This is a genomic window from Glutamicibacter sp. NPDC090743 (genome assembly GCF_044769125.1).
GTDB lineage: Bacteria > Actinomycetota > Actinomycetes > Actinomycetales > Micrococcaceae > Glutamicibacter.
Genome location: NZ_JBIVXE010000001.1, coordinates 294,889 through 318,770 on the forward strand (window position 1 = coordinate 294,889; position 23,882 = coordinate 318,770).

General features: G+C 62.2%; 19 protein-coding genes. 11 read left to right on the forward strand and 8 right to left on the reverse strand.

The features are described 5' to 3' along the window. Window positions 1-201: 201 nt before the first annotated feature. From ACIQTS_RS01515 to ACIQTS_RS01530, 4 genes are all read right to left on the reverse strand, one after another. Entirely contained in the window at window positions 202-1,647 is a 1,446-nt protein-coding gene (locus ACIQTS_RS01515; RefSeq protein ID WP_402470714.1) for an RNB domain-containing ribonuclease, read from the reverse strand. 121 nt (window positions 1,648-1,768) lie between these two features. Beyond that, the gene (locus ACIQTS_RS01520) at window positions 1,769-1,990 is read right to left on the reverse strand and encodes a DUF3107 domain-containing protein (protein ID WP_105657517.1); all 222 of its coding nucleotides are present in this window, start codon (window positions 1,988-1,990) and stop codon (window positions 1,769-1,771) included. Window positions 1,991-2,054: 64 nt separating this feature from the next. After that, window positions 2,055-2,678 carry a TetR/AcrR family transcriptional regulator gene (locus ACIQTS_RS01525; RefSeq protein ID WP_105657677.1) on the reverse strand — a complete coding sequence of 208 codons (624 nt, stop codon included), beginning with the start codon at window positions 2,676-2,678 and terminating at the stop codon, window positions 2,055-2,057. A gap of 138 nt (window positions 2,679-2,816) precedes the next feature. Further along, window positions 2,817-4,136 (reverse strand): glutamyl-tRNA reductase, encoded by a 1,320-nt coding sequence (locus ACIQTS_RS01530; RefSeq protein WP_402470719.1) that lies wholly within the window; start codon window positions 4,134-4,136, stop codon window positions 2,817-2,819. A 148-nt stretch (window positions 4,137-4,284) separates the two neighbouring features. On the opposite strand from ACIQTS_RS01530, the gene hemE reads away from it, so the two are divergent. From hemE to hemL, 8 genes are all read left to right on the forward strand, one after another. Beyond that, on the forward strand, window positions 4,285-5,340 hold the full coding sequence (gene hemE, locus ACIQTS_RS01535; protein ID WP_332594821.1) for a uroporphyrinogen decarboxylase: 1,056 nt from the start codon (window positions 4,285-4,287) through the stop codon (window positions 5,338-5,340). A 106-nt stretch (window positions 5,341-5,446) separates the two neighbouring features. Further along, the gene (gene hemG, locus ACIQTS_RS01540) at window positions 5,447-7,039 is read left to right on the forward strand and encodes a protoporphyrinogen oxidase (RefSeq protein ID WP_402470722.1); all 1,593 of its coding nucleotides are present in this window, start codon (window positions 5,447-5,449) and stop codon (window positions 7,037-7,039) included. Window positions 7,040-7,131: 92 nt separating this feature from the next. Beyond that, complete coding sequence (gene hemQ, locus ACIQTS_RS01545; protein WP_105657676.1) at window positions 7,132-7,818, forward strand: hydrogen peroxide-dependent heme synthase; 687 nt, start codon at window positions 7,132-7,134, stop codon at window positions 7,816-7,818. Beyond that, entirely contained in the window at window positions 7,815-9,020 is a 1,206-nt protein-coding gene (locus ACIQTS_RS01550) for a ferrochelatase (protein WP_402470723.1), read from the forward strand. The genes hemQ and ACIQTS_RS01550 overlap by 4 nt, the downstream gene beginning before the upstream one ends. Then, a complete protein-coding gene (gene hemC / locus ACIQTS_RS01555; protein ID WP_402470726.1) occupies window positions 9,017-9,991 on the forward strand; it encodes a hydroxymethylbilane synthase in 975 nt (324 codons plus the stop codon). The genes ACIQTS_RS01550 and hemC overlap by 4 nt, the downstream gene beginning before the upstream one ends. 9 nt (window positions 9,992-10,000) lie before the next feature. After that, on the forward strand, window positions 10,001-10,792 hold the full coding sequence (locus tag ACIQTS_RS01560; RefSeq protein ID WP_402470727.1) for a uroporphyrinogen-III synthase: 792 nt from the start codon (window positions 10,001-10,003) through the stop codon (window positions 10,790-10,792). Between the two features lie 62 nt (window positions 10,793-10,854). Further along, complete coding sequence (gene hemB / locus ACIQTS_RS01565; protein WP_402470730.1) at window positions 10,855-11,838, forward strand: porphobilinogen synthase; 984 nt, start codon at window positions 10,855-10,857, stop codon at window positions 11,836-11,838. 4 nt (window positions 11,839-11,842) lie between these two features. After that, window positions 11,843-13,150, forward strand: coding sequence for a glutamate-1-semialdehyde 2,1-aminomutase (gene hemL / locus ACIQTS_RS01570; RefSeq protein ID WP_402470733.1), 1,308 nt, complete (start codon window positions 11,843-11,845; stop codon window positions 13,148-13,150). A gap of 176 nt (window positions 13,151-13,326) precedes the next feature. Here the strand turns inward: hemL and ACIQTS_RS01575 are convergent, their stop codons facing one another. From ACIQTS_RS01575 to ACIQTS_RS01590, 4 genes are all read right to left on the reverse strand, one after another. Beyond that, window positions 13,327-14,175, reverse strand: coding sequence for a MetQ/NlpA family ABC transporter substrate-binding protein (locus ACIQTS_RS01575; RefSeq protein WP_400288339.1), 849 nt, complete (start codon window positions 14,173-14,175; stop codon window positions 13,327-13,329). 103 nt (window positions 14,176-14,278) lie between these two features. Next, entirely contained in the window at window positions 14,279-14,944 is a 666-nt protein-coding gene (locus tag ACIQTS_RS01580; RefSeq protein ID WP_402470735.1) for a methionine ABC transporter permease, read from the reverse strand. A gap of 3 nt (window positions 14,945-14,947) precedes the next feature. Then, window positions 14,948-15,940 (reverse strand): methionine ABC transporter ATP-binding protein, encoded by a 993-nt coding sequence (locus ACIQTS_RS01585; protein WP_402470738.1) that lies wholly within the window; start codon window positions 15,938-15,940, stop codon window positions 14,948-14,950. A gap of 246 nt (window positions 15,941-16,186) precedes the next feature. Further along, on the reverse strand, window positions 16,187-16,870 hold the full coding sequence (locus ACIQTS_RS01590; RefSeq protein ID WP_105657505.1) for a 3'-5' exonuclease: 684 nt from the start codon (window positions 16,868-16,870) through the stop codon (window positions 16,187-16,189). Between the two features lie 88 nt (window positions 16,871-16,958). Here ACIQTS_RS01590 and ACIQTS_RS01595 point away from each other — a divergent pair, with 88 nt between their 5' ends. Genes ACIQTS_RS01595 through ACIQTS_RS01605 form a run of 3 tightly spaced genes read left to right on the forward strand, consistent with a single transcriptional unit; the run spans window position 16,959 to window position 23,871 of the window. Continuing rightward, entirely contained in the window at window positions 16,959-17,348 is a 390-nt protein-coding gene (locus tag ACIQTS_RS01595) for an MGMT family protein (RefSeq protein WP_166650728.1), read from the forward strand. Next, complete coding sequence (locus tag ACIQTS_RS01600) at window positions 17,345-20,557, forward strand: ATP-dependent helicase (protein WP_402470742.1); 3,213 nt, start codon at window positions 17,345-17,347, stop codon at window positions 20,555-20,557. Before ACIQTS_RS01595 ends, ACIQTS_RS01600 begins: the two co-directional genes overlap by 4 nt. Then, window positions 20,554-23,871 (forward strand): ATP-dependent helicase, encoded by a 3,318-nt coding sequence (locus ACIQTS_RS01605; RefSeq protein WP_402470745.1) that lies wholly within the window; start codon window positions 20,554-20,556, stop codon window positions 23,869-23,871. Before ACIQTS_RS01600 ends, ACIQTS_RS01605 begins: the two co-directional genes overlap by 4 nt. Window positions 23,872-23,882 lie beyond the last annotated feature (11 nt).

Consider the following 23,882-nt stretch of genomic DNA (forward strand, 5'->3'; position numbering starts at 1 on the left):
GGAGCATGCGGATACCGCACGAATCCAGCGGAGCCGATCGCTACTTTCACGTTAGGTGGCTTGGTCAAGCACCTGCGGGATGGCGGCCGCTGGGAAGTCGCCATAAAACTGTTTCATCTATCAGCCCATTGCGATCGGGCATCCTATTTACTAATAGGCCAAGCATAGCCGGTTTTGCCCGGAAACCCGGGTTTAGGAGTCTCAGGCCACGATTTCGAAGCTGATCTTGCGGGCCGCGGGATCAGCCTGGACCAGCTTTACGCGCACCAAGGTGCCCGGCTGGGCGGAACCGGAAAACTCTCCGGTGACCGGTTCATCGGCCAGCTGCAGCACTCCGGGACGAATCTTTCCATCTTCCTTTTGCTCGGCTGACTTCAGCACGATGGCCTGGAATTCTTCCCCGACACGTGTTTTGAGCACATAGGCTTCGAGCAGGTCGACGGCCGCATTGTTCACCCGGTTGGCGGCAATGCTGCTGGTACGCATCAGCCCGGGCAGCTCCTCCAGGGCCGAGGCGAGCTGCTCGGGGATCGGCTGGCCGGTGGAAAGCAGGTGGCAGGTGAGCAGCACGAAGCGGTCCACGAGCCGACGCAGCGGCGCGGTGGTGTGCGCGTAGGGTGCCGCCAGTGCCGCTTGGATCAGTTCCTCTACAGGCTGCCCGGCTATGACCCGGTAGTCCGCACCGCGGAACAGCGCGGCGGCTCGATGCATGATCACCAGTTGCTTCGGGTCGCTGACATCCAATGCATGCAGGTACTGCCCATAGCTTTGCGTTGCGTCCCACGGCGTGCCCAGCAACTGGGTCTGGGTGCGGAATTCCTGCTGGTCCGCTTCATCCGGTGCGGGCATGGTGCGCAGGATGCCCACACCGGCCTCGAGCATGATGCGGGCTGCGGCTATGCCGGTGAGCAGGGAAATCTGTGCGTTGTGCCCTTCCAGGGGCAGCGGGGTGCGGCTGACCAGCTTGTAGCCGTCGCCTGCTTCTTCAATTTCCTGGTCCGGCAGGTTCAATGAGGCTCCGCCGCGCAGTTGCTCTTGCCGCAGGCGCGCAGCACCGATTTCGGCGAGCAATTCCAGCTGCTCATCGGGTTCCCCCGAATCCAGCCGGGCCTGGGCCGAGGCGTAGTCGAGCTGGGCGCGGGAACGGATGCGCGCGCGGTTCAGCTGGACCTCGCCCAGGGCGCCATCGGCATCCAGGGAAATTTTCCAGTGGAAGGCTGGCCGGTCCTGGTCTGGCAGCAGCGAGCCCTGGTCTTCGGAAATCAGGGGCGGGTGCAAGGTGATCTTGCGGTGCGGCAGGTAATAGGTCTGACCGCGTTGGCGGGCCACCTGGTCCAGCTGGCTGCCCAAGGTCACGAATGCGGGAACGTCCGCGATCGCATAGTGCACGGTATAGCCCTGGCCGTTTCGTTCAAGGAACATCGCCTGGTCGAGATCGGTGGCGCCGAGCGGGTCAATGGTGAAGAACGGGATGCCGGTGGCGTCTTCTTCGGGGTGCTGGACCTGGGCTACCGCCAGTTCCGCGGCTTTCAGGGTTTGCTCGTCGAAGGGTGCCGGTACCTCGAACTCTGTTTCAAGGCCGAGCAGTAGCTGGGCCAGCGAGTTGGCGGGAACCGGGCGGGGGCTGCGGATTCTTCGTTCAGTCACCCCTTAGCAATACCATGACTCGGTGAGTCAAATCACCATTTAGGCGAAGAAATAGCCGGTTTCGCTTCTAAGCGAAACCGGCCACCAGCTGCCGAAGCGATGCCTCGGCGCGCAACAAGCTCTACTGTGCGAAGCCGACGCGGCGGACTTCTTCCGGGCCAACCTCAACGTAAGCGATGCCAGCAGCAGGCACCAGGACCTCGCGGCCCTTTGGATCCTTCAGTGCCAGAACGGTGCCGTCGGCGATCGCCTTCGAGACCAGCTCATTGACTTCGGCGTTGCTGAGCTCGGATTCAAGTACAACTTCGCGGGCTACATTCTGAATGCCAATGCGGATTTCCATGATTGTCGCAGATCCTCTCGAACGAAATAGGTGTCCCGTATGGGGCCTCTGAACACTAATTTAGCTAGTTTTCTTTCGGGAACTGCGAAATTCCGCGCCAAGCTAAACGGGAGATGAGATCCACGGCGGCATTCTGGTCCACCGAGGAGCTGCTGGTGGCCCAGTAACGCGCCGAAACCTGGGAGAGGCCTGCCAGGGCACGGCCTGCCAGCAGGCCTTCCTCCTCGCTCATGTCGGTATCTTCGACCACGACGCGGGCGATGGAGGAAGCCAGCGAACTGTTGAACTGCTCGATGCGATGGGCGATCAGCGGGTCCGAGAGCACATCGGATTCGAAGATCAGGCGGTACGCCTGGGATTCGCCCTTGATGTAGCTGTAGTAGGTGTTGATGGTGGCGAAGACGCGCTCGCGATTGTCGCTGGTGGAGCGGATCGCTTCATCCAACTGACGGCTGAAGTCGGCCAGGTGCGAATCCAGCAAGGCGAGGTAGAGTTCGCGTTTGCCGGGGAAATGCTGGTAGAGCACCGGTTTGGAAACCAGGGCGACTTCAGCGATTTCGTCCATGGACGCACCATGGTACCCATGGGCCACGAAAACCTGGTGCGCTGCCTGCAGCAGCTGGCGACGACGCGCTTCACGGGGCATCCGTTGCGGGCGGGTGCCTTTGATATTTTCGAGTTCCGTCATGTCGAATGGGGCCTTTCCAGCTGCAGAGTGATCAGCTCCCAAGTCATCAAAGGAATTCTCGGGTGGATAATCTACTTGGAAGTAGTATTCCATGCTTCTGTGCGGAAAGTGGAAATATGCTGGGGGAAATCAGGTTTTCTACGCTGATTTGGCTTCCGGGGCGGCTGGACAGTTGCCCGGGGCCTGCGTAGTCTCCGATTTCCCGGGCTCCGGCTGCGAGAGCTCCAAGCCGTAGAGGGTTTCCAGGGCCGAGACATATTCGCCGGTGCGGCCTTCGCCTGCCAGTTCGCGGGCACGCACGGTAGGCACATGCAAAAGCTGGCGCACCATGCGGCGCATGGCCAGCTCGACTTCTTCGGCCGCGGCGCTGCAGCCGTGCTGGGCACGGACCTTCGCGATCTCGGCATCCAGAACGGCTTTGGTGTGCTGGCGCAGCGCGACAATCGCGAAGTCGGCCTCGCGTTCACGCTGAGCGGCGGCAAATTCTGCGGTGGCTTTCTTGACGATGCGGCTAGCCGCGTGAACGGCCATGGCCTGCTCGGTCGGGGCGGCCATGCGCACCGATTCCAAGGTAATCAGTTCAACATCGGGCAGTTCGACCATGGTCGGATCGAAGTCGTGGGTGAGCGCCATGTCGATGGCGATCAGCGGGTGCTTCTTCACGCGCAGCGCTTCAAGCTCTGCACGGGCCAACTGGTGACCGCCGCCGGAGCAGCCAACGATGATGTCAGCTTCGCGCAGGGCCTGCGGCAGCAATTCGTCGCTGAGCGGGAAGCCGCCGCGCTTCGCGGTGAAATCTGCGGCGCGCCCGGAATGCGAGTAAACCGAAATGCGCTGGACGCCGCGTTCCTTGAGCAACGCCATGGTGGCGCCAGCGTAGGAACCGGTGCCAAAGAGCACAACATCCTGCTCGGACCAGTCGCGGCCTTCAGTGGCCAGTTCTTCGGCCAGATCGAGGGCCACCGAAACCACGGACTTGCCCTGGGTGCCAAGGTCGGTATTCGAACCGACATCCTTGGCCGCGCGGGTGGCGTTCTGGAACAGGCGGGTGAGGTTGCTGGTTGTGGTCTTCTCTTGCTGCGCCTGGGTCAGTGCTCGACGCACCTGGCCAGCGATTTCGCGTTCGCCGACAACGGCCGATTCCAGTCCGGCGCCTACGGAGAAGAGGTGCTCAACTACCGGGTCGCCTTCCAGCGTGGTGAGACGGCGGGCCAGGAATTCGGGGGAGAGGTCGGTGCTTGCTGCCAGCTCGTTGACCAGATGTTCTGCTGCGTCCTCCACGTGGTCCACGTCTGCGTAGACTTCGAAGCGGTTGCAGGTGGCCAGCACGACGGCGCCATTGATAGCCGCCGAACCGTTAACGGAGGCAGCTGCCAGCCCGTCGGCCGAAGCACTGATTTGTGCGACGGTCTCCAGATCGAGCTGGGAATGCGATGCGACAAGAGATAAGAAAACCACAGTGACCCCAGAATAGGCCGGAAAATACCGGCAGACAACGCAGGTGTGCCTAAATCCGCATGGTTCCAAGGGGTTAGTTTGCTCACCTTCCCCTGCGGGCGAACGCAGTAAATGGGCTTTTAATCTGAAGAGTTGGCAGAATTGGGGCATGACCCTGTCGCAGAACCATCCGTTGATTGATGGACGTACCCAAGATTCCGCTTTGATCCACGCTTTGACCGGCAAGAAGCCGTCGCATCACCCGGTGTGGTTCATGCGCCAGGCTGGCCGTTCGCTGCCTGAATACCTGAAGCTGCGTGAAGGGGTGAGCATGCTCGACTCCTGCCTTGACCCTGCCATGGCCAGCGAGATCACCTTGCAGCCGGTGCGCCGCCACAAGGTGGACGCCGGCATCTTCTTCTCGGACATCGTCATCCCGCTGCGCCTTGCAGGCATTGGCGTGGACATCGTGCCAGGCGTTGGCCCGGTGCTGGACACCCCGATTCGCACCAGGGAACAGGTAGCTGCCCTTCCGGAGCTGACTGACGAGTCGCTGGAACCCATCCGCGAAGCCGTGCGCTTGACCGTGGCCGAGCTGGGCAAGACCCCGCTGATCGGTTTCGCCGGTGCGCCATTCACCGTGGCCGCCTACATGGTCGAGGGCAAGCCAAGCCGCGACCACCTGGGCCCGCGCACCATGATGCACACCGACCCGGACGTCTGGGACGGACTGATGACCTGGGCGGCCGACGCCTCGGGCAAGTTCCTGCGGGCGCAGGTTGAAGCCGGCGCCTCGGCCGCGCAGCTCTTCGACTCCTGGGCTGGTTCGCTCTCGCTTCCGGACTACCAGAAGCACGTCGCTCCGTACTCGGTGAAGTCCCTGGACTACGTCCGCGACCTGGGCGTGCCGTTGATCCACTTCGGAACCGGCACCGGCGAACTGCTCACCGCCATGCGCGATGCTGGCGTGGATACCGTGGGCGTGGATTACCGCATCCCGCTGGAAACCGCGATTGAACGCTTGGGCCAGGACGTTTCGGTCCAGGGCAACATCGACCCGGCGTTGCTCGATGCCCCGTGGGAAGTCCTCGAGGCGCACGTGCGCGAAGTGGTTGCAGCAGGCAAGAAGGCCCGCGGACATGTGGTGAACCTGGGCCATGGCGTTCCGCCAACCACCGACCCAACCGTGTTGACCCGTGTGGTGGAGCTCATTCACTCGCTGTAATTCAACAGGTCTAAGCTAGGTTTAACGCTGTGTTCCAGCTGGCCCCCGAGGCCATGGGCAGGGAACAGGGCATCGGCATATTGTGAAGGTAGAAGGTGCTAGGCACGTGAGCGAGGAACAGCGCAATCTGCGCGCAGGGGATTCAGCTGAAGCCACCGGCGCGTCCAAACCGCGACGCGATATTGCCAACGATGCCGCAGCGCATGCCTTGCGCCTGCTGGAAAAGGTGCGCAGCGCCAGCGAAGCACGCCTAGCGAAGAGCGAATCGGCCGATCAGGCCCAGAAGCCATTGGCCCCGCATGCGGTGGTGATCGGTGGCGGCATCGCCGGCCTGGTCGCTGCCCGTGAACTTCGCCAGACCGGACACGAAGTGACCGTGCTGGAAGCAACCGCGAACTTCGGTGGCTGCGTGCGCACCACCGAAGTTGCCGGCATGGAGATTGATGCTGGCGCGGAATCCTTCGCCCTGCGTGGCGGCATTGTTTCCTCCTACCTCGACGAGCTGGATCTGGGCGGGCAGATCGCCAGGACCTCCGGAGAGCGGGCCTGGCTCATCCAGGGGGAAGAGCAGGAAATTCATGCTCACCAGATGCCTGCCACCGCAATGCTGGGCATCCCGGGCAATGTGCGCACCGACGAGGTGCGCGGCATCATTGGCCGACCGGCCACCGTGCGTGCCGCAGCGGATCTGATCACGCCAATGAACAAGAAGTGGGCCACGGAGAACCCGACCATCGCTGAAGTGGTCCGTTCCCGCATGGGACAGGCGGTACTGGACCAGCTGGTGGCCCCGGTCATCAACGGCGTCTATTCCACCGACCCTGCCAAGATTTCCATTGACGCCGCCGCGCCTGGCCTGCGCCAAGCCATGCAGGAGACCGGTTCGCTGGCCCGCGCCGTCACCCGACTGCAGGCTTCGGCTCCGGCTGGTTCCCGTGTGGCTGGCCTCAACGGCGGCATGTACACCATGGTCGAAGCCCTGGTGTCCCAGCTGGAGCAGGCTGGCGTTGCGCTGGTGCGCAATTCGCCGGTGACCTCCTTGCGCCACGATGCGCAGTCGCCAAATCCGTATGCAGTCACGACCTTGGGCCATGAACTGCTCGCTGACCGGGTAGTTCTCGCGACGCCGGCCGAGCCGGCACTGGACCTGCTGAACCCCCTGCTGGCACCAGAAGAGCGGATCGCCAGCGAAAGCGGTGCCAATGCCATTGCCTTGGCGATCCTGGTGGTCGATAAGCCGGAACTCGATGATGCCCCGCGCGGATCGGGTGTGCTGGTCTCTAGGAACGCCCCGCTGACGGCCAAGGCGCTGACCCATTCCACGGCCAAGTGGCCCTGGCTCGCCGCAGAGGCCGGCCCTGGCACCCACGTACTGCGCCTGTCCTTTGGACGAATCGGCGAACATGAGCAACTTGTCGAATCCGGAGATGATTCAGCTCTCATCGACCAGGCAATCAAAGATGCTTCAAAGATTCTCGGTGTTCAATTGCATCTTGATGATGTCTTGGGCAGCACCGTTTCACGCTTCAGCGACATGGTTCCGCTGCAGGGCCAGGCCGCTACCGCGCGCCGCGCGCAACTGCAGCGCAGCCTGTCGGGCTTCGAAGGGCTCGATGTGGTTGGCGCATGGATTGCCGGCACCGGACTGGCGCGAGTTATCGCCCAAGCCCGCAGTGCCGTCGCGATCAGCGCCCGCTAACCGCACCCGGGCCAACTATCCTGGACTTTTGTCCGAAACCAGATCAAGGAGAATATCAAGTGAGCAACGCACCGGAGCATAATTCCCCAGTAATTCGTGAACGCGAAAATGCAGGAGAAAACCCGACGTTCTTCTACACTCTCTGGACCATTTTCAAGCGTTCGGAAATTGTCGAGCGTTCCGAGGCTGCTGCCGCTGAATTCGATGCGCTGGTCGCCGAGCTGGCCGCCGAAGGCGCCACCGTGCGCGGCATCTACGACGTTTCGGCCATGCGCGAGGACGCTGACGTGATGTTCTGGGTGCACGGGCCATCGGCCCAGCTGCTGCAGGCATCGATGCGCAAGATCCGCCGTTCGGCCCTGCTGGCCGGCACCGAAATCGTTTACTCCACCATGGCCGTGCACCGTGAAGCGGAATTCGCCAAGGACCACTCGCCAGCGTTCGCGCGCGGCCTGGATCCGAAGGAATGGATGACCGTTTACCCATTCGTCCGCTCCACCGAGTGGTACACCCTGGATCCAGCGGCCCGCGGCAAGATGCTGCGCGACCACGGCATCCTGGGCCGCGAATTCCCGAACGTGCTGGCCAACACCGTAGCGGCCTTCTCCTTCGGCGACTACGAATGGCAGATCTGCCTCGAAGCCGACGACATGATCGATCTCGTCGACATGATGCGCCACCTGCGCTACACCGAAGCCCGCCACCATGTGCGTGAGGAGACTCCGTTCTACACCGGCCGCCGCATCTCGGCAGCTGAAGCGCTAGAGGTACTGAAGTGAGCCAGGCCTTTGACCCCCGCGAGGGATATGACCGCAACGGCCAGATGATTCCCAAGTTCTACGATGCCATCTTGCTGGCATCCTTCGGCGGACCGGAAGGGCAGCATGATGTCATCCCGTTCCTGCGCAAGGTCACCGAGGGCCGCGGCATCCCTGACGAGCGCCTGGAAGAAGTTGCGGTGCACTACCGCAAGAACGGCGGCGTCTCGCCAATCAACGCGCAGAACCGTGCACTGAAGGCCGCGCTGGAGGCAGAGCTGGCTACCCGCGGCATCGACCTGCCCATTTACTGGGGCAACCGCAACTGGCACCCGTTTATCGACGACACCCTCAAGCAGCTGGCTGCCGACGGCCACCGCAAGGTGCTGCTTATGGGCACCGGCGCCTACTCCGGCTACTCGGCCTGCCGCCAGTACCGCGAGGATGCGGGCATGGGCCTAGTCAACACCGGGCTGGACGGTGTGGTGGAAGTGGACAAGCTGCGCCAGTTCTTCGACACTCCTGCCTTCGTGACGCCCTTTGCACAGTCCTTGCGTTCCTCGCTGGCCAATGTGCGTGAGCAGCTGGCCGAAGCGGGCAAGGAAGACGGGGCGATCAAGATCGTCTTCGTCACCCACTCCATTCCGATGGCCGACGCCGAGGCCGCAGGACCCGAAGGTATCCGGGCCGCAGGCTACGGGAATCTCTACACCAGCCAGCACCAGGCGGTGGCCAACTACATCCTGTCCCAGGTAGAGGAGGCCAAGGGCCTGGAGCACAGCCTGGTCTACCAGTCCCGCTCCGGGGCACCGCATGTGCCATGGCTGGAACCGGATATCAACGACGCGCTGGAAGAGGATGCCGCAGCCGGTGTCGCCGGCGTCGTGGTCGTGCCCATCGGCTTCATCTCGGACCACATGGAAGTCATGTGGGATCTGGATACCGAAGCCAAGGACAGCTGCGCCCAACTGGGCCTGGCCTTTGACCGCGTCGCCACCCCGGGCACCCACCAGGCGTTCATCTCCGGACTGGTGGACTTGGTCGAAGAACGCCTGGCCGGCCCCGATGGCAAGGCCCTGCGCGCCGGCCGCACCTCGGTTCTCGAAGGCGGCCCATGGTTTGATGTCTGCCGTCCGGGCTGCTGCGAGAAGCGCGCCCTGGACGGAACCTTGCGCCCGACCATCGGCGCAGTCGATTCAGAAGTTGGTGTACCCCAGCCATGACCGAAGCATTTCGCGTAGGAACGCGCGGCAGCGCGCTGGCGACCACCCAGACCGGATGGGCCGCGCAGAAGCTGGCCGGGATTTCCGGGTTGGCCGTGCAGACCGTGCTGGTCAAGACCGAAGGCGATGTGGTGACCGGCTCGCTGGCCACCCTCGGAGGCACCGGCGTCTTCGCCGCCGCGCTGCGTCAGCACCTGCTCGATTCCGGCTGCGACCTGGCCGTGCACTCGCTCAAGGACCTGCCCACTGCGCAGCCCGAGGGCCTGGTCCTGGCCTCGATCCCGCCGCGCGAGGATGTCCGCGATGCCCTGTGCTCGCGCGACTCGCTGGGCTTGGACCAGCTGCCCCAGGGTGCGAAGATCGGTACCGGTTCGCCGCGCCGTGCAGCCCAGCTGCTGGCCTACCGCAGCGACTTCGAGATTGTCGATATCCGCGGCAACGTCCCCACCCGCTTAGGCCGGGTCGAGGGTGTCGGGAAGACGCTGGATGATGGCAGCGTGGGCCGCGGCACCCAGGGTGACCTGGACGCGGTGATCCTGGCAGCTGCCGGGATGCGCCGCCTGGGCTTGGACAAGCACATCACCGAGTACCTGGATCCCTCCATCATGCTGCCCGCCCCGGGCCAGGGCGCCTTGGCGCTGGAAACCCGTACCGCGGGCACCGGCCACGGCGCATTGGATGCGGCTCTGGCGCAGTTCGATGATGCCGCCACCCGCATGCAAGTGGAAGCCGAACGTGCGCTGCTCTCCGAACTGGAAGCCGGCTGTGCTGCCCCGATTGGCGCCTTGGCCCATATCGAGGGCGATGCGCTGGTCCTCGAAGCGGTCGCCTGCAACCCCGACGGCTCGCAGACCATGCGCCGCAGTGCGCGGATCTCCTGCAGCACGGCGGATGCAGCACAGCAGCTGGGCCGTTCGCTGGCGCAGTCGATGATCGCTGATGGCGCTGCCGTAGTTGCCGGGCTGGCCTAGTTCCGGACCATGGCTTATCAAGCACTGATCCTGCGCAACCCGGCACGTGCCGCGGCCACCGTGCAGGAATTCGATCGGCTGGGCATCACCTCGTGGTGCGCCCAGCTGATCGAAACTGTTTGGCCCGCCGACCGCAGCGCATTGCAGCGCATGGCCAGCGATCTGGTCGCCGGAGACTACTCCTGGCTGGTCTTCACCTCGGTGAATACCGTCAAGGTGGTGCAGCAGGTCCTGGCTGGAGCGCTCCTGCCGGAGCAACTGCGTCTGGCCTCGGTTGGAGAGAAGACCACCGAGGCCATCAAGCGGCACTTGGACCGCAGCGTGGACTTCGAAGCTGAAGAGCAATCGGCTGCCGGCATGCTTGCGGCATGGATCCCTGAGCCGGGTGCCAGGATCTGCTATCCGCACGGCGATCTGGCCAGCTCCACGCTGGCTGATGGGCTGGGCAAATACCCGGTGCAGGTCAACGAATTCATTGCCTATGAAACCGTGGATGCCCCGGCGCCCGGCACCCCGGTGACTGAGCCGGAAGCGGCAGCCGGACTCAACGTCCTACCGGCGAACCGGATCGGTGACAGACTGGAAGAACAGGATTTGGTGGTCTTCTCGGCGCCCAGCGTGGTCCGCCGCTTCGTGCAGCTGGCAGGGACGCAGCTGCCCGGGAAGCTGCAGACCATCGCGATTGGCCATCCAACGGCCCGGGCCATGGAGCGTGCCGGGCTGCCGGTGCATGCCGTGGCCTCCGCTCCCACCCCGCAGGGCCTGGCCCGTGCGGCCCAAGATTTGCTCCGGCACCGGTAACTCCGGGACCGGAAGCGTGCACAACGGAATAAGAAGTTATGAGAACTGGAGAAAGAGGAGCCATGGGTTTCCCTCAGCATCGCCCGCGCCGGTTGCGGCAGAATCCTGCCATCCGCCGCCTGGTGGCAGAAAATGAGCTTTCGGCACGCCAACTGATCTTGCCTGCCTTCGTGCGCGAGGGACTGGGCGAACCCAACGAGATCACCTCCATGCCAGGGGTCTACCAACACACCATGGACTCGCTGAAGGCTGCCGCGGCGAACGCGGCCGAGCTGGGCCTGGGTGGCATCATGCTCTTCGGCATCCCGGAAGTACGCGACGAGAATGGCTCGGCCGGTCTGGACCCGCAGGGCATCTTGAACCGCGGCATTGCCGCGGTGCGCGCCGAGGTGGGCGATGAACTCGTGGTCATGTCCGATGTCTGCCTGGATGAATTCACCTCGCACGGCCATTGCGGCGTGCTCGATGCCCAGGGCAACGTGGATAACGATGCGACCTTGGAAATCTACGGCCAGATGGCCGTGGCCCAGGCCGAGGCCGGCGCCCACATACTGGGTCCGTCGGGCATGATGGACGGCCAAATCGGCGTCATCCGCCAGGCACTGGATGCTGCCGGGCGCCAGGACGTCTCCATCCTCGCCTACAGCGCCAAGTACGCCAGCGCCTTCTACGGCCCGTTCCGCGAGGCAGTGGACTCCCAGCTGGTGGGGGACCGCCGCACCTACCAGATGGATTCGGCCAACCGCAGCGAAGCGGTGCTAGAAGCTGAACTGGATATTGCCGAAGGCGCGGACATGATCATGGTCAAGCCGGCCATGAGCTACCTGGATATTGTGCGCGATATTGCCGATATTTCCCCAGTTCCGGTCTCCGCCTACCAGATTTCCGGCGAGTACTCGATGATCGAGGCCGCTGCCGCCAATGGCTGGATTGACCGCAAGGCCTCCGTGCTTGAATCGCTGCTGTCGATCAAGCGCGCCGGTGCCCAGCAGATCCTCACCTACTATGCAGCCGAAGTTGCCGGCTGGCTCAAGGAAGGCAAATAATAACATGTCGAACTCTGAAAAGCTTTTCGCCGAAGCCCGCGAAGTCATGCCAGGTGGCGTGAACTCCCCGGTGCGCGCCTTCGGTTCGGTCGGCGGTGTTCCTCCATTCATGGTCGGCGCCAAGGGCGCATACCTGACCGACGCCGACGGCAAGGAGTATGTCGACCTGGTGTGCTCATGGGGTCCGGCACTGCTGGGCCACGCCCACCCGGAGATCCAGGCTGCCGTGCACGCGGCCGTGGACCGCGGTTTGTCCTTCGGCGCATCCACTCCGGATGAGGCCAAGCTCGGCGCGCTGATCAAGTCCCGCATGGGCGGGGTGGAACGCGTGCGCATGGTCTCCACCGGCACCGAAGCCACCATGACCGCCGTCCGCCTGGCCCGCGGCTACACCGGCCGTGACCTTGTCATCAAGTTCTCCGGCTGCTACCACGGCCACCTCGATGGCCTGCTGGCCGACGCCGGCTCGGGTGTTGCCACCCTGGCCTTGCCAGGTTCCGCCGGCGTGACCGCTGCCACGGCAGCAGAGACCCTGGTGCTGCCCTATAACGACCGCGCCGCCATCGAGGCCGCCTTCGCCGAGCACGGTGCGAATATCGCTGCGGTGATTACCGAATCTGCTCCGTGCAACATGGGTGTCGTAGTTCCAGAGGACGGATTCAACAAGTTCCTGAAGGAAACTACCGCCAAGCACGGCGCGCTGCTGATCCTCGACGAGGTCCTCACCGGCTTCCGCGCTTCCTCATCGGGCTACTGGGGCCTGACCGGCAAGGAGGAGGGCTGGAACGCAGACCTCTACACCTTCGGCAAGGTCATCGGCGGCGGTTTGCCCACCGCGGCCCTGGGCGGACGCGCTGAGGTCATGGACTACCTGGCACCATTGGGTCCGGTCTACCAGGCTGGCACGCTGTCGGGCAACCCGGTAGCGATGGCTGCCGGCATCGCCCAGCTGACACACGCGACCGAGGACGTCTACGCGCACCTGGCCAAGCAGTCCGAGGCGCTGCAGGGTGCCATCACCGAATCCTTCAATGCCGCTGGCCTGGACCACTCGATCCAGCGCGCCGGTACCTTGTTCTCGGTAGCTTTCGGCACCGCCGAAAGGGGAGTGCGCAACTACGCTGATGCGCAGGGGCAGGAAGCCTTCCGCTATGCACCGTTCTTCCACTCGATGCTGGACTCCGGGGTGTACCTGCCGCCAAGCGTCTTCGAAGCATGGTTCGTCTCGGCGGCCCATGACGATGCCGCAATGGAGAAGATCTTCGCGGCCCTCCCAGCAGCTGCCCGGGCCGCTGCGGCCGCCACGGCCTAATCGCAGGCTCCCGAGGGCAACAGCCAGGGCCAGGCAGGCACCGTGAGGTGCTTGCCTGGCCCTGGCTTATTTAAGCCTGGAAAGACGGCGGGAAACGGAACTGCCCGAGTTCCGTATATGGAACTCGGGCAGTCAAGGTTCACGCGTTCGGGAATGCCCCGTGGCTGGAAACCGGATTAGAAAGCGGCGATAACGCTGCCGTCGGTCCAGGTCTTCTCGATGTAATCGCGGACCTCATCGGAGTGCAACAGCTCTTCAAGCTTCGCAACAGCCGGGGTCTCTTCGCCGTCGCGCCAGGTAAGGAAGTTGGCGTTGGGGTTGTTCTCGCCCGACTCCTGGGCAAGCATCTCTGCTTTGTCCAGCTTGGCCTGGACGATGTAGTTGCCGTTGATGACCGCCAAGCCGATGGAATCATCGGACTTGTAGTACTGGACGACCTGCTCGGCGTTGGCGTCAGTGATTTCGAGGTTTAGCGGGTTCTTGTCCGCGTTGCCGTTGACGGTCAGCAGGGAATCATCATCGCTGAGGTTCTGCAGCAGCCCTGCTTCTTCCAGGACGCGCATGCCGCGGATCTGATTCACCGGGTCGTTGTTCAGCAGTACCTTGGTGCCTTCTGCGACGTCCTTGGCGTCCTTGAACTTCTTCGAGAAGACGGTCATTGGCTCCACATGGACGCCAGCGCCGTGCGCGAACTCGTAGCCCTTTTCCTTCATCTCGGTAGCCAGGTAGGCCTCGGTCTGGAAGTAGTTGGCATCCAGCGAGCCGTCGGCAAGTCCGGTGTTCGGGGTGACGTAGTCATCGATCTCCATGACTTCCAAGTCGATGCCGGCTTCCTTCGCCAAGTTCTCATCGATGAAGTTCAGGATGTCTGCCTGTGGGACCGGGCTGGCGCCTACCTTGATAACCGTAGGGTTTGCCGGATCCAGGGTCGCTGCAGCATCAGCAGTTGGTTCGCTGCTGCCGCAAGCGGTCAGGGCGAATGCGGTGGCAACACCGGTGATGGCGAGTGCGAGTTTATTGCGCATAACTTGTCTTTCCTTAGGTAGAGCCGTGAGGCACGATGCGAGTGGATTTGCCGTGTCCTCAGCGGTTCCACGGCTCCGCCGGATAGACCGGCGGAAGTTTTGACTAGCGGTGATCGACCTTGCGGGCGATCGCATCACCGATGACCTGCACCAGCTGGACCATGATCACGATAATCACGATGGTCGCAAGCATGATGGGCATGTTGTAGCGGACGTAGCCGTAGTTGTAGGCCAGACGACCCAAACCGCCACCGCCTACCAAGCCAGCCATCGCGGAGTAGCCGATCAAGGTCACCAGAGTGGTGGTGACGGCTGAAATGATGCCGGGCATGGCTTCAGGCACCAGGATCTTGCGAATGGTTTGCAGCTTGGTGGAACCCATCACCAGCGCGGCATCGACCTTGCCAGCGGAAACATCGCGCAAGGCGGTTTCCACCAGCCGGGCGAAAAATGGGACCGTGCCGATGGTCAAAGAGACCGAGGCAGCGATCGGGCCCAGCGCGGTGCCGATGAGCATCGCGGCGAACGGAATCAGGGCGACCATTAAGATGGCGAACGGGACGGAACGGGTGATGTTCACGATCACCGTGGAGAGAATCGCGTTTAGCCAGCGGACCGGCGCCAGTCCGCCTTTGCCAGTGACATGCAGCAAGATACCCAGCAGCAGTCCGATGATCACGGTGATCACACCTGAGATCAAGACCATCTGCAGGGTTTCGACGGTCGCTTGGCCTACGGCCTTGAGTACGGTGGGGGTGAAGAAATCCATTGCTTACTTGGCTCCCTTCACGGTTACGGCGATGCCGGTGGACTTCAGGTGGTTCACGATTGCATCCAGATCCGCGTCGGGAGCCAGCTGCAGGCGCAAGTGCGCGTACTGCTGGTTGCCAAGCTGCTCGACCGAACCAGCCAAGACATTGACATCGGTATTGAACAAGCGGGCAATGGAAGAGATGACAGGCTGGGTCGCCTGGCCGCCGGTGTAGAGCAGGTCCAGGATCGGTCCTTCGCCCTCGACGCGTGGTGCGTCGCCCGGAAGCGGGAGCAACGTGGAAGCCAAAGTGCCTTCGGCGTTGGTGATGACCTGTTCGATATTGCCGTGCTCCACGATCTTGCCGCCTTCCAGCAGCGAAACGGAATCGCAGGCTTGCTTCACGACGTGCATTTCGTGGGTAATGATCAGCACGGTGATGTTCAACCGATCGCGCAGCTTCTTGACCAAATCGAGGATTTCATCGGTGGTCTTCGGATCCAAGGCACTGGTCGGCTCATCACAGAGCAGGACATCCGGATCGGTGGCCAGCGCCCGGGCGATACCAACGCGCTGGCGCTGCCCACCGGAAAGCTGGGATGGGTACCCTTTGGCGAACCTGGTCAGGCCCACGAGCTCCAGGAGTTCAGCGACCTTGGCATCAATTTCGGCTTTGGGCACGCCACCAAGCTCCAGCGGGTATGCCACATTCTGCTCGGTGGTGCGCGAGTCGAAGAGGTTCGCGTGCTGGAAAACCATGCCAATTCGACGTCGCGCATTCCGTAACTCGTCGGTGCTGACGTTGGTCAGCTCCTTGCCGTTAACGGCAACGGTTCCGGATGTGGGCTGGTCGAGCAAGGTCAAGCAACGGACGAGAGTGGATTTACCCGCTCCGGAATGTCCGACGATGCCATGAATTTTCCCGGTAGGGACTTCAAGGCTGACACCATCAAGGGCAACAACATCCTTGCCGTCTTGCTGGTAGACCTTGCGCAGGTCACTGACTGTGATCACTAGGCGTGTTCCTTCAGATTCTCAAAGGGTGTAGAGAGTACCCTCCATTGAATCATCATCGAACAAAATCGCCCGAATCAAGGGGAAATTACAGTCAAGATTCTTAGTATGAGGCCTTAATGGGCGAGCCTTCGAATATAATTTGTTGATTTATGACAGAAAATGAACGATTGGCTTCCGCATGGTGGTCGCGAGGCCTGTTGACCCCATGTGAAACGGGGCACAAGAAGCTGATTATTTCAATCTTTACGACTCGGTGATAGGCCAAGCGCCGTCGACAACAGCTTCAGGCTTCGTCTTGCGCAAGTATTTCTGGAAACTTTCTGCCTGTTCTTTCGCCCAACCGATCTGCCAGCCGTGCAGCACCATCGGATCTACTTGCAACTGCGGATAGCGTTCGCCCAGCTGGCGAGCGACCTCGACGCAGGCAACTGCATCGGCCAACGAGGTGTGCGCATTTTCGAGGACTACACCGTAGAACTCGCAAGCCGCCGCAAGGGTGCGCTTCCCCTTGCGGAACTTGTCAACCTGCTTGTCGATGATGAACGGATCGATCACATTGCCCGGGAAAAACGGCTCAAGGTCGTAGCGAACGGCTTCGCTGTAGAGCACTGAGAAATCGTACGAAGCATTAAAAGCAACGATTGGCGCTTGCTCCGAGGCGAACTTCAGCAAATTCAAGATCTCCTGAACGGACTGTTTCGCCGGGGCACCGTCGGCGCGGGCTTTCTCGGTGGAGATTCCGTGAACTGCGGCCGCGGCCTCTGGAATCTCGACCCCGGGGTTTACCAGCCACTCGCGGTTGTTCACCACTTTGCCATCGGCATCCAGCAAGACAACCGATGCCGTAACGATGCGTGCAGTATTGGTATCAACACCAGTGGTTTCCAAATCAAAGCCAATTGCCAGGCCCTTGTGCCATTCAGTCATGGATATAACGCTACAGCCAAGGCGGGACAGGACGGCCCTGCGAATTGCGTGTTGTGGAGTCCTGCAAGCTAATTGGCAGAATAGGGCTATGACATCTGACGCAGCCGAAAAACCCCTGGACTATTCAGAGGCGGTGCATCGCCTCGCAGCACTCGTCCCGGCAGGGGCGGTGCTCAGCTACAAGGACGTGGCAGAACTTCTCGGAAGCGGGGGAGCACGCCAAACGGGCAAGGCGATGGCAAGCGCGCCGGAAGGGACACCATGGTGGCGGATTATCCGCTCCAACGGTTCCATGGCCGATGCGCTTGCCGAAGCAGCAGAACGGCACTGGATCGCAGAAGAACTGGCAGCACCTGGCCGTCACGTGAACATGAATAGATACCGCTGGAACCCCAACGACTGGGCGTGGGAAAAAATTGACGCGCTGCGTACGGCGCTGGGCAACCCTAAAATGTCCGAGATGGATGATCAACTATGAGTATGGAAGAGACCCGAAGCCAGCCCCGCGAAAAAGCCACCTCGGTCCGTGGCCACTTGCATTCGGTGGAAAGCCCGGTCCTGGTCACTGGGGCGCCGGGTACGGGCAAGACCCATCTGCTCATCGACACCGCCGTTGCGCACCTTGACGCCGGGCTCGATCCGCAGGCCCTCTTGATCATCGGGCCAACTCGACTGACCGCTGCCTCGATCCGTGATGAGCTCAGCCGCCGAGCAGAACGGACTTTCACCGAACCGGTGGTTCGCACCTGGTCGGCTTATGCCTTTGATTTGATCCGCCGTGCCCGCGTTGAAGGACTCTTGCCCCAGCTCGAACGCGTTCCCCGCTTGCTCTCCGGTCCGGAACAGGACACCCTCATCGGCCACCTGCTGGAGGGCCATGCCGAAGGCCTCACCGAAGGACCGCAGTGGCCAAGCGAGCTGGCGCTTGCAGTAGGGACTCGCGGCTTCCGCAAGGAAATCCGCGAGTTCTTCGACCGTGTTTCAGAGCTGGGATTGGAACCTGCCGACATCGCTGACCTCGGCCAGCAAGCCAACCGCCCCGAATGGCACGCTGCGGCGCTGTTCTACCAGGAATACCGCGACCTGCTGGACTTGGGCAGCGCCGAAGCCTTCGACCCGGCAGGGCTGATTACCCGGGCGGCACAAATTCTGGAAGACAATGAAGCGTTCCTGCACGCAGAACAGGACCGGTTGGCCCTGATCCTCGTGGATGACCTGCAAGAAGCCACCCTGTCGCAGCACCGCCTCCTGGCTCTGCTCGGCAAGGACCGCGCCATGGTCGCTTTCGCTGCACCCGACAGCGTAGTTCAGGGATTCCGCGGTGCCCGCACCGATGAATTGCATCGTTTCGCACAGAATTACTCGAGTGCTGGCGAAGCGACGTGCCTCGAACTGACCCACGGCTATCGAATGTCTGGACAGATCACCGAGGCATGGAAACGGATCGTCAGCCGCGTGCCGCTGGCTGCAGGCTTGCGCGGACGGGCTATTGAGCCGTTGAACGTGCCGGAACACGAACTGTGCCAGGTATTGGTATTCGAGAATTCCACCTTGGAAGAACGTTTCATTGCCCAGCGGATAGTGCATCTGAACCTCTATGAGAACCGCAGCCTAGCTGAAATTGCGATTGTGGTGCGCAACGGTTCACAGGTGCGCTCCTTCAGCCGTTTTCTTGAAGGCCAGGGAATCGGCGTGCAGGTGCCGCCGGCCGAGATTCCATTGAAGGATGAAGGTGCGGTCCGTCCGCTGCTTGACCTGTTGAATTTGGCGTTCAGCGATTCTGTCACCGATGACCCGCTCCTGATGCAGAACCTGCTGCTGTCGCGTTACGGGATGAGCACCGCCTTGGAAATCCGCCGGATCCGCCAGCTCCTGCGCCAGCAGGAAGCCGCAGCCGGCGGACGCCGCTCCAGCCAGGAGTTGCTTGAATCCTGCCTGCGTGAACCGGTAATGGCCGAGAAATTGGGCAAGCCGGGTTACGGACTGAACCGGCTGCTGAAAATGTACTCTGCGCTGCAAGACGAACTGGCCAGCGGAACCGCTACACCGGAAACAGCGCTCTGGGTGATGTGGGAGGCCTCGGGCCGGGCCAAAGCCTGGCGCGAAGAGGCCCTGGGCACCGGCACTGCCGCCCGCCGCGCCGATCATGACCTGGATGCTGTCCTGTCGCTTTTCCAAGCCGCAGAACGTTTTGTGGATCAGCTTCCCGGCGCCAGCGTCCAGCAGTTCATCGAGCACATCTTGCAGCAGGAATTGCCCATGGACTCCTTGGCAACCCGTGCTGCCGGTGGGCAAACCGTCACGGTTCTCACTACCGCTGCCGCTGCCGGAAAGCAATGGCCAGTGGTCTTTATCCCCGGGCTGCAAGAAGGCTCCTGGCCCAACCTCCGGCTCCGTGGCGAGCTGCTCGGTTCCAATGCGCTCGCCGACGCCGCGGAGCATGGCATTGAATTCCTGGCCACCCGAACGCCAACGCATTTGGTACGCCAAATCCGCAACGACGAATTGCGCAGCTTCAGCAATGCCGTCTCCCGTGCTGGAGACCAGCTGATTTGCACGGCGGTCGATAACGAGGACAACCAGCCTTCCTCGTTCCTGGACCTGGTCGAGCCACCGGGGCCAGAAGGCAGGGAACCAACCGCGGTTCCGCGCATCCGTTCGCTTCCAACCTTGGTGGCAGAGCTGCGCAGCACTGCCGAGAGAGCCAGGGCCGCCGGCCTTGGGGCAGTGCCAGCGCCGGACGATGTGGAAGCAGCTAGCCTGTACCAGGACGCCACCCACGTGCTTGGACGCCTGGCTCAGGCAGAGCGCCCGGTGCGAGGAGCGCATCCAAGTTCCTGGTGGGGGTTGCGCGAACTGACTACCCATGAACCGGTTATCCCGGAAGACCAGCCTCGGCGGGTGTCACCGTCGAAGGTGGAAACCCTGGTGAAATCGCCGCTGAACTGGTTTGTGCAAAGCGCTGGTGGAACCGCTGCCCGCGATTTCGCGGCCTCCTTGGGTACGCTGATCCACTCCATCGCCGAAGAGCATCCCGATGCAAGCGGAAGCGAGTACCAGCAGATCCTGGAGCAACGCTGGCCAGAGCTGGAAAAACTGGTGAACTGGGAAGGTCAAAGGGACTTCGACCGTGCCAATAGCATGCTCAAGAAGTTCGCCGCCTACTGCGTCACCATGCGCCAAGAAGGACGCGAACTGGTGGCTCGCGAGATGCCGTTCCAGATCGAGGTCCCAGCCCCTGACGGTACGCATATCCAGCTTCGCGGAATTATCGACCGCGTCGAAGCTGACGCCAACGGCAAGGTGAGGGTCGTTGACCTGAAAACCGGTTCCACTGCGCCATCCAAGGACGCAACCTTGGAACACCCGCAGCTAGGCGTCTACCAAACCGCAATCCAGCTCGGTGCATTGCAAGATCACGAGGAAACTGCAGGACTCCCGGATGAGCCAGCCGGCGCATCCTTGGTCTACGTCGGTACCAGCACCAAGGGCGCCTCGGTCCGTGAACAACCATCAATTGGTGAAGAAGATTGGGCCCGCACGCTCATCTTCGAAGCTGCCTCGCTGATGGGAAACAGTGAATTCATCACCCGGCACGTTTCGGGAGCCGCGGGAATCCTCGGCAACTGCACGCTGCCCGAAATCTGCCCTTTGTGCGCCCAAGGACGACAGGTCACCGAACCATGAGCAATATCAGATTCACTCCAGAAGAACTCTCCGCAGCCCTGGGCGAGCAGTTTCCGCCCACTGCGCAGCAGGCTGAGATAGTCGCTGCGCCATTGGAACCGATGCTGGTCATCGCCGGCGCCGGCTCGGGCAAGACCAAAACCATGGCGGATAAAGTCGTCTGGCTGGTAGCCAACCAGCTGGTCCGGCCGGAAGAGATTCTCGGGGTGACCTTTACCCGCAAGGCAGCGGGAGAGCTTTCCGTGCGTATCCGTGCCAAGATCGCGCAGCTTGTGGCCACCGGTCTGCTCAGCCCAGAAGAAACCCGGGACTTCCTGGACCCTGCGGTATCCACCTACCACTCCTACGCCAACACCCTGGTCCAAGACCATGGGCTGCGGCTTGGCCTTGAAGAAGACAGTGCCTTGTTGGGCGCGGCCCAATCATGGCAGGTGGCCCACTCGGTGCTGGAAAGATACACCGGCAACTACGAGCACCTGAACAGTGCCACCAGCACACTGATTGATGCCATCGTTTCCTTCAGTTCCGAAGCATCCGAGCACTTGGTCACCGCACCGGAGGCCCATCAGTGGATTGATGAACTGGTGGCACGCCTGCGCACCTTGCCGATGGACGCAGAGAAGCCCAAAAAAACTACCCAAGCAGCCCTCAAGCTCATCGACAAGCTGGCTTCACGTGCCACCATCGCTGAGTTGGCTGAAGAGTACGCCCGGGAAAAGAAGCGCCTCGGGGTGATGGACTACGGCGACTTGGTGGCCCACGCAGCGCGTATCGCCCAGGAGGTGCCGGCAGCTGCGCTCGCCGAACGGGCTAGCCACAAGGTGGTGCTGCTGGATGAATTCCAGGACACCTCGCACGCGCAGATGGCGCTTTTCTCTCAACTCTATGGCGAAGGCCATCCGGTCACCGCGGTGGGTGACCCTAACCAATCCATCTACGGATTCCGCGGGGCCAGTGCCGGACAGCTGTTCCGATTCCCAGAAGTCTTCCCGATTGTTCGGGACACAGGCCGGGACGTCGCCCACGTGAAGCACCTGACCATCGCATGGCGCAATACCGTCAACGTGCTCGCGGCAGCGAATAGCATCACCGCCGGCGGGCCGCAGCATCAAGGCCCGGTCTCGGTCAAGCCCTTGGATTCCTCGGCGCATGCCAAGCCAGGTCGTGTGGTGCTCAACCGTTGCGCAACGGTTCGCGACGAGGCAGAAGCCATAGCTGACATGATTGTTGCCGAGAATAGGGCATCTTCCGAGCCGAAGACCAGTGCGGTGCTCTCGCGAAATCGTGCCCAGTTGAGCATCATGGGCGAGGTGCTCGCTGAGCGGGGCATCAAATACCAGCTCGTGGGACTATCCGGATTGCTGAGCACCCCTGAGCTCACCGACCTGGTCTCGTACCTGCACGTGCTGGTTGACCCTCTGCGCTCCGACAAGCTCATGCGCTTATTGGCTGGAGCGCGCTGGCGGCTGGGTGCCGCAGACCTGATGGCCTTCGCCGATTGGTCCCGCCAGCTGGAACGGCGGCGAGCCCGCGGGCTGCAGCCAGACCCGGCAGAAAGCGAAGAGGCACAGAGCCCCGAAGAAGCAGTGACCGAGGCGGCCCGCGCCGAACTCAATGATGCGGCCAGCCTCGTCGAAGCACTGGACTTCCTGCCCAGGGAAGGGTGGACCAGCAATGACGGCAGGACCATTAGCGCAGCGGGCTACGAGCGCTTGGCGGCTCTGCGCGATGAACTCGCCGGCCTGCGGCTGCTGGCCAATGACGACCTTGAAACGCTGATTCGCGAGACCGAACGCGCCATGAACCTGGACATCGAGGTGGCTGCCCGTCCGTGGATATCTCGAGACAAGGCGCGAGCCAACCTCGATGCCTTCGCCGATGTGGTGCGCGAATACTGCCGCAATGCGCCACGCGTTGAACTGTCCGGCTTCTTGATGTGGCTGGAACAGGCCGCCGAAAAGGAAAAGGGACTACCGCTGCCAAGCGAAGATGCTGACCCCGCGGCAGTCCAATTGCTGACGGTTCACGCGTCCAAGGGATTGGAATGGGACATCGTGGCGGTGATGACCTTGAACGACGGGGTGTTCCCGGGTTCCAAATCCGACCGGTGGACCAGCGGTGACAAAGCGCTGCCCTGGGAAATCCGTGGCGACGCCCGCGACCTGCCCCAATGGGACACCGAACAGCCGGCCTTGAAGGAACTGCTGGAAGCCGAATCGGTCTTCAAGGACCAGGTAGAGGACCACCACATTGCCGAAGAGCGTCGCCTGGCCTATGTTGCGGTGACCCGCGCCAAGTCATTGCTGATTTGCAGTAGCAGCGTCTGGACGAGCACCCGTACCAAGCCAACCGAGCCATCAGAATTCTTCACCTGTTTGCTTCCGCTGGCCGAAGGCGAGGAACCCCAGGCGGAGATCGGGGTCTGGGTGAAGGACGAAGAAGCGCCGGAACAAAACCCGAGCACTTTGACGCCCCTTGAAGCGCTGTGGCCGTACGATCCATTGGAAGGCCCCGTCGTCACGGGGGGAGTGCAAAAGACTCCATACCCGTATTCACGGCGCAATGTCATTGCGGAAGTGGCGAAGGATCTCGAATCCGTTCCAACAGATCATGAGCCGCTGACCAGCTTCGGGAGGCAGTGGGCTGAAGAAGCCGAGAAACTTCTAGGCCAGCGCGAGTTCTTGGCTGGCCGTGAGCGCAGCATCGAGGCACCAGAGCATGTGCGTGCTTCGTTGTTTGTCGAGCTGGCCGAGGACCCGGTTGGGGTACTGGAAAACCTTCGACGCCCGGTGCCGCGTCGACCGGGGCTCGCTGCACGGCGCGGTACCGCGTTCCATGCCTGGATTGAAGAGTTCTACGAGAAGACGTCAATGCTTGATCTGGGAGACCTGCAGGATCCGGCAGATGGCTATCTTGATGAGGCGCTGGACCTTGAATCCATGAAGGAAGCGTTCCTATCCAGCGAATGGTCCAAGCTGCAGCCGGCCTATGTCGAGGTTCCATTGGAGACCCGTGTGGGTCCGGTGGCTGTGCGTGGCCGCATTGATGCCGTCTTCCGGATGGACGACGGTACGTGGCTGATGCTGGACTGGAAAACCGGTCGAGTTCCTAGCGGCAAGGATCTGAAGAGCAAGCTGGTCCAGCTCGCGGTGTATCGTCTGGGCTGGTCACGCCTGCACGGAATCCCGCTAGAGGAGATCAAGGCCGCCTTCTACTATGTGGCGGCGGGCATTACGATCCACGCGGAGTATCTCTCCGATGAGCAAGAACTGGAACAGATGATCAGCAGCGCGTTTGAACAGCTCGAAGGCTAGCCGCTCAGGAC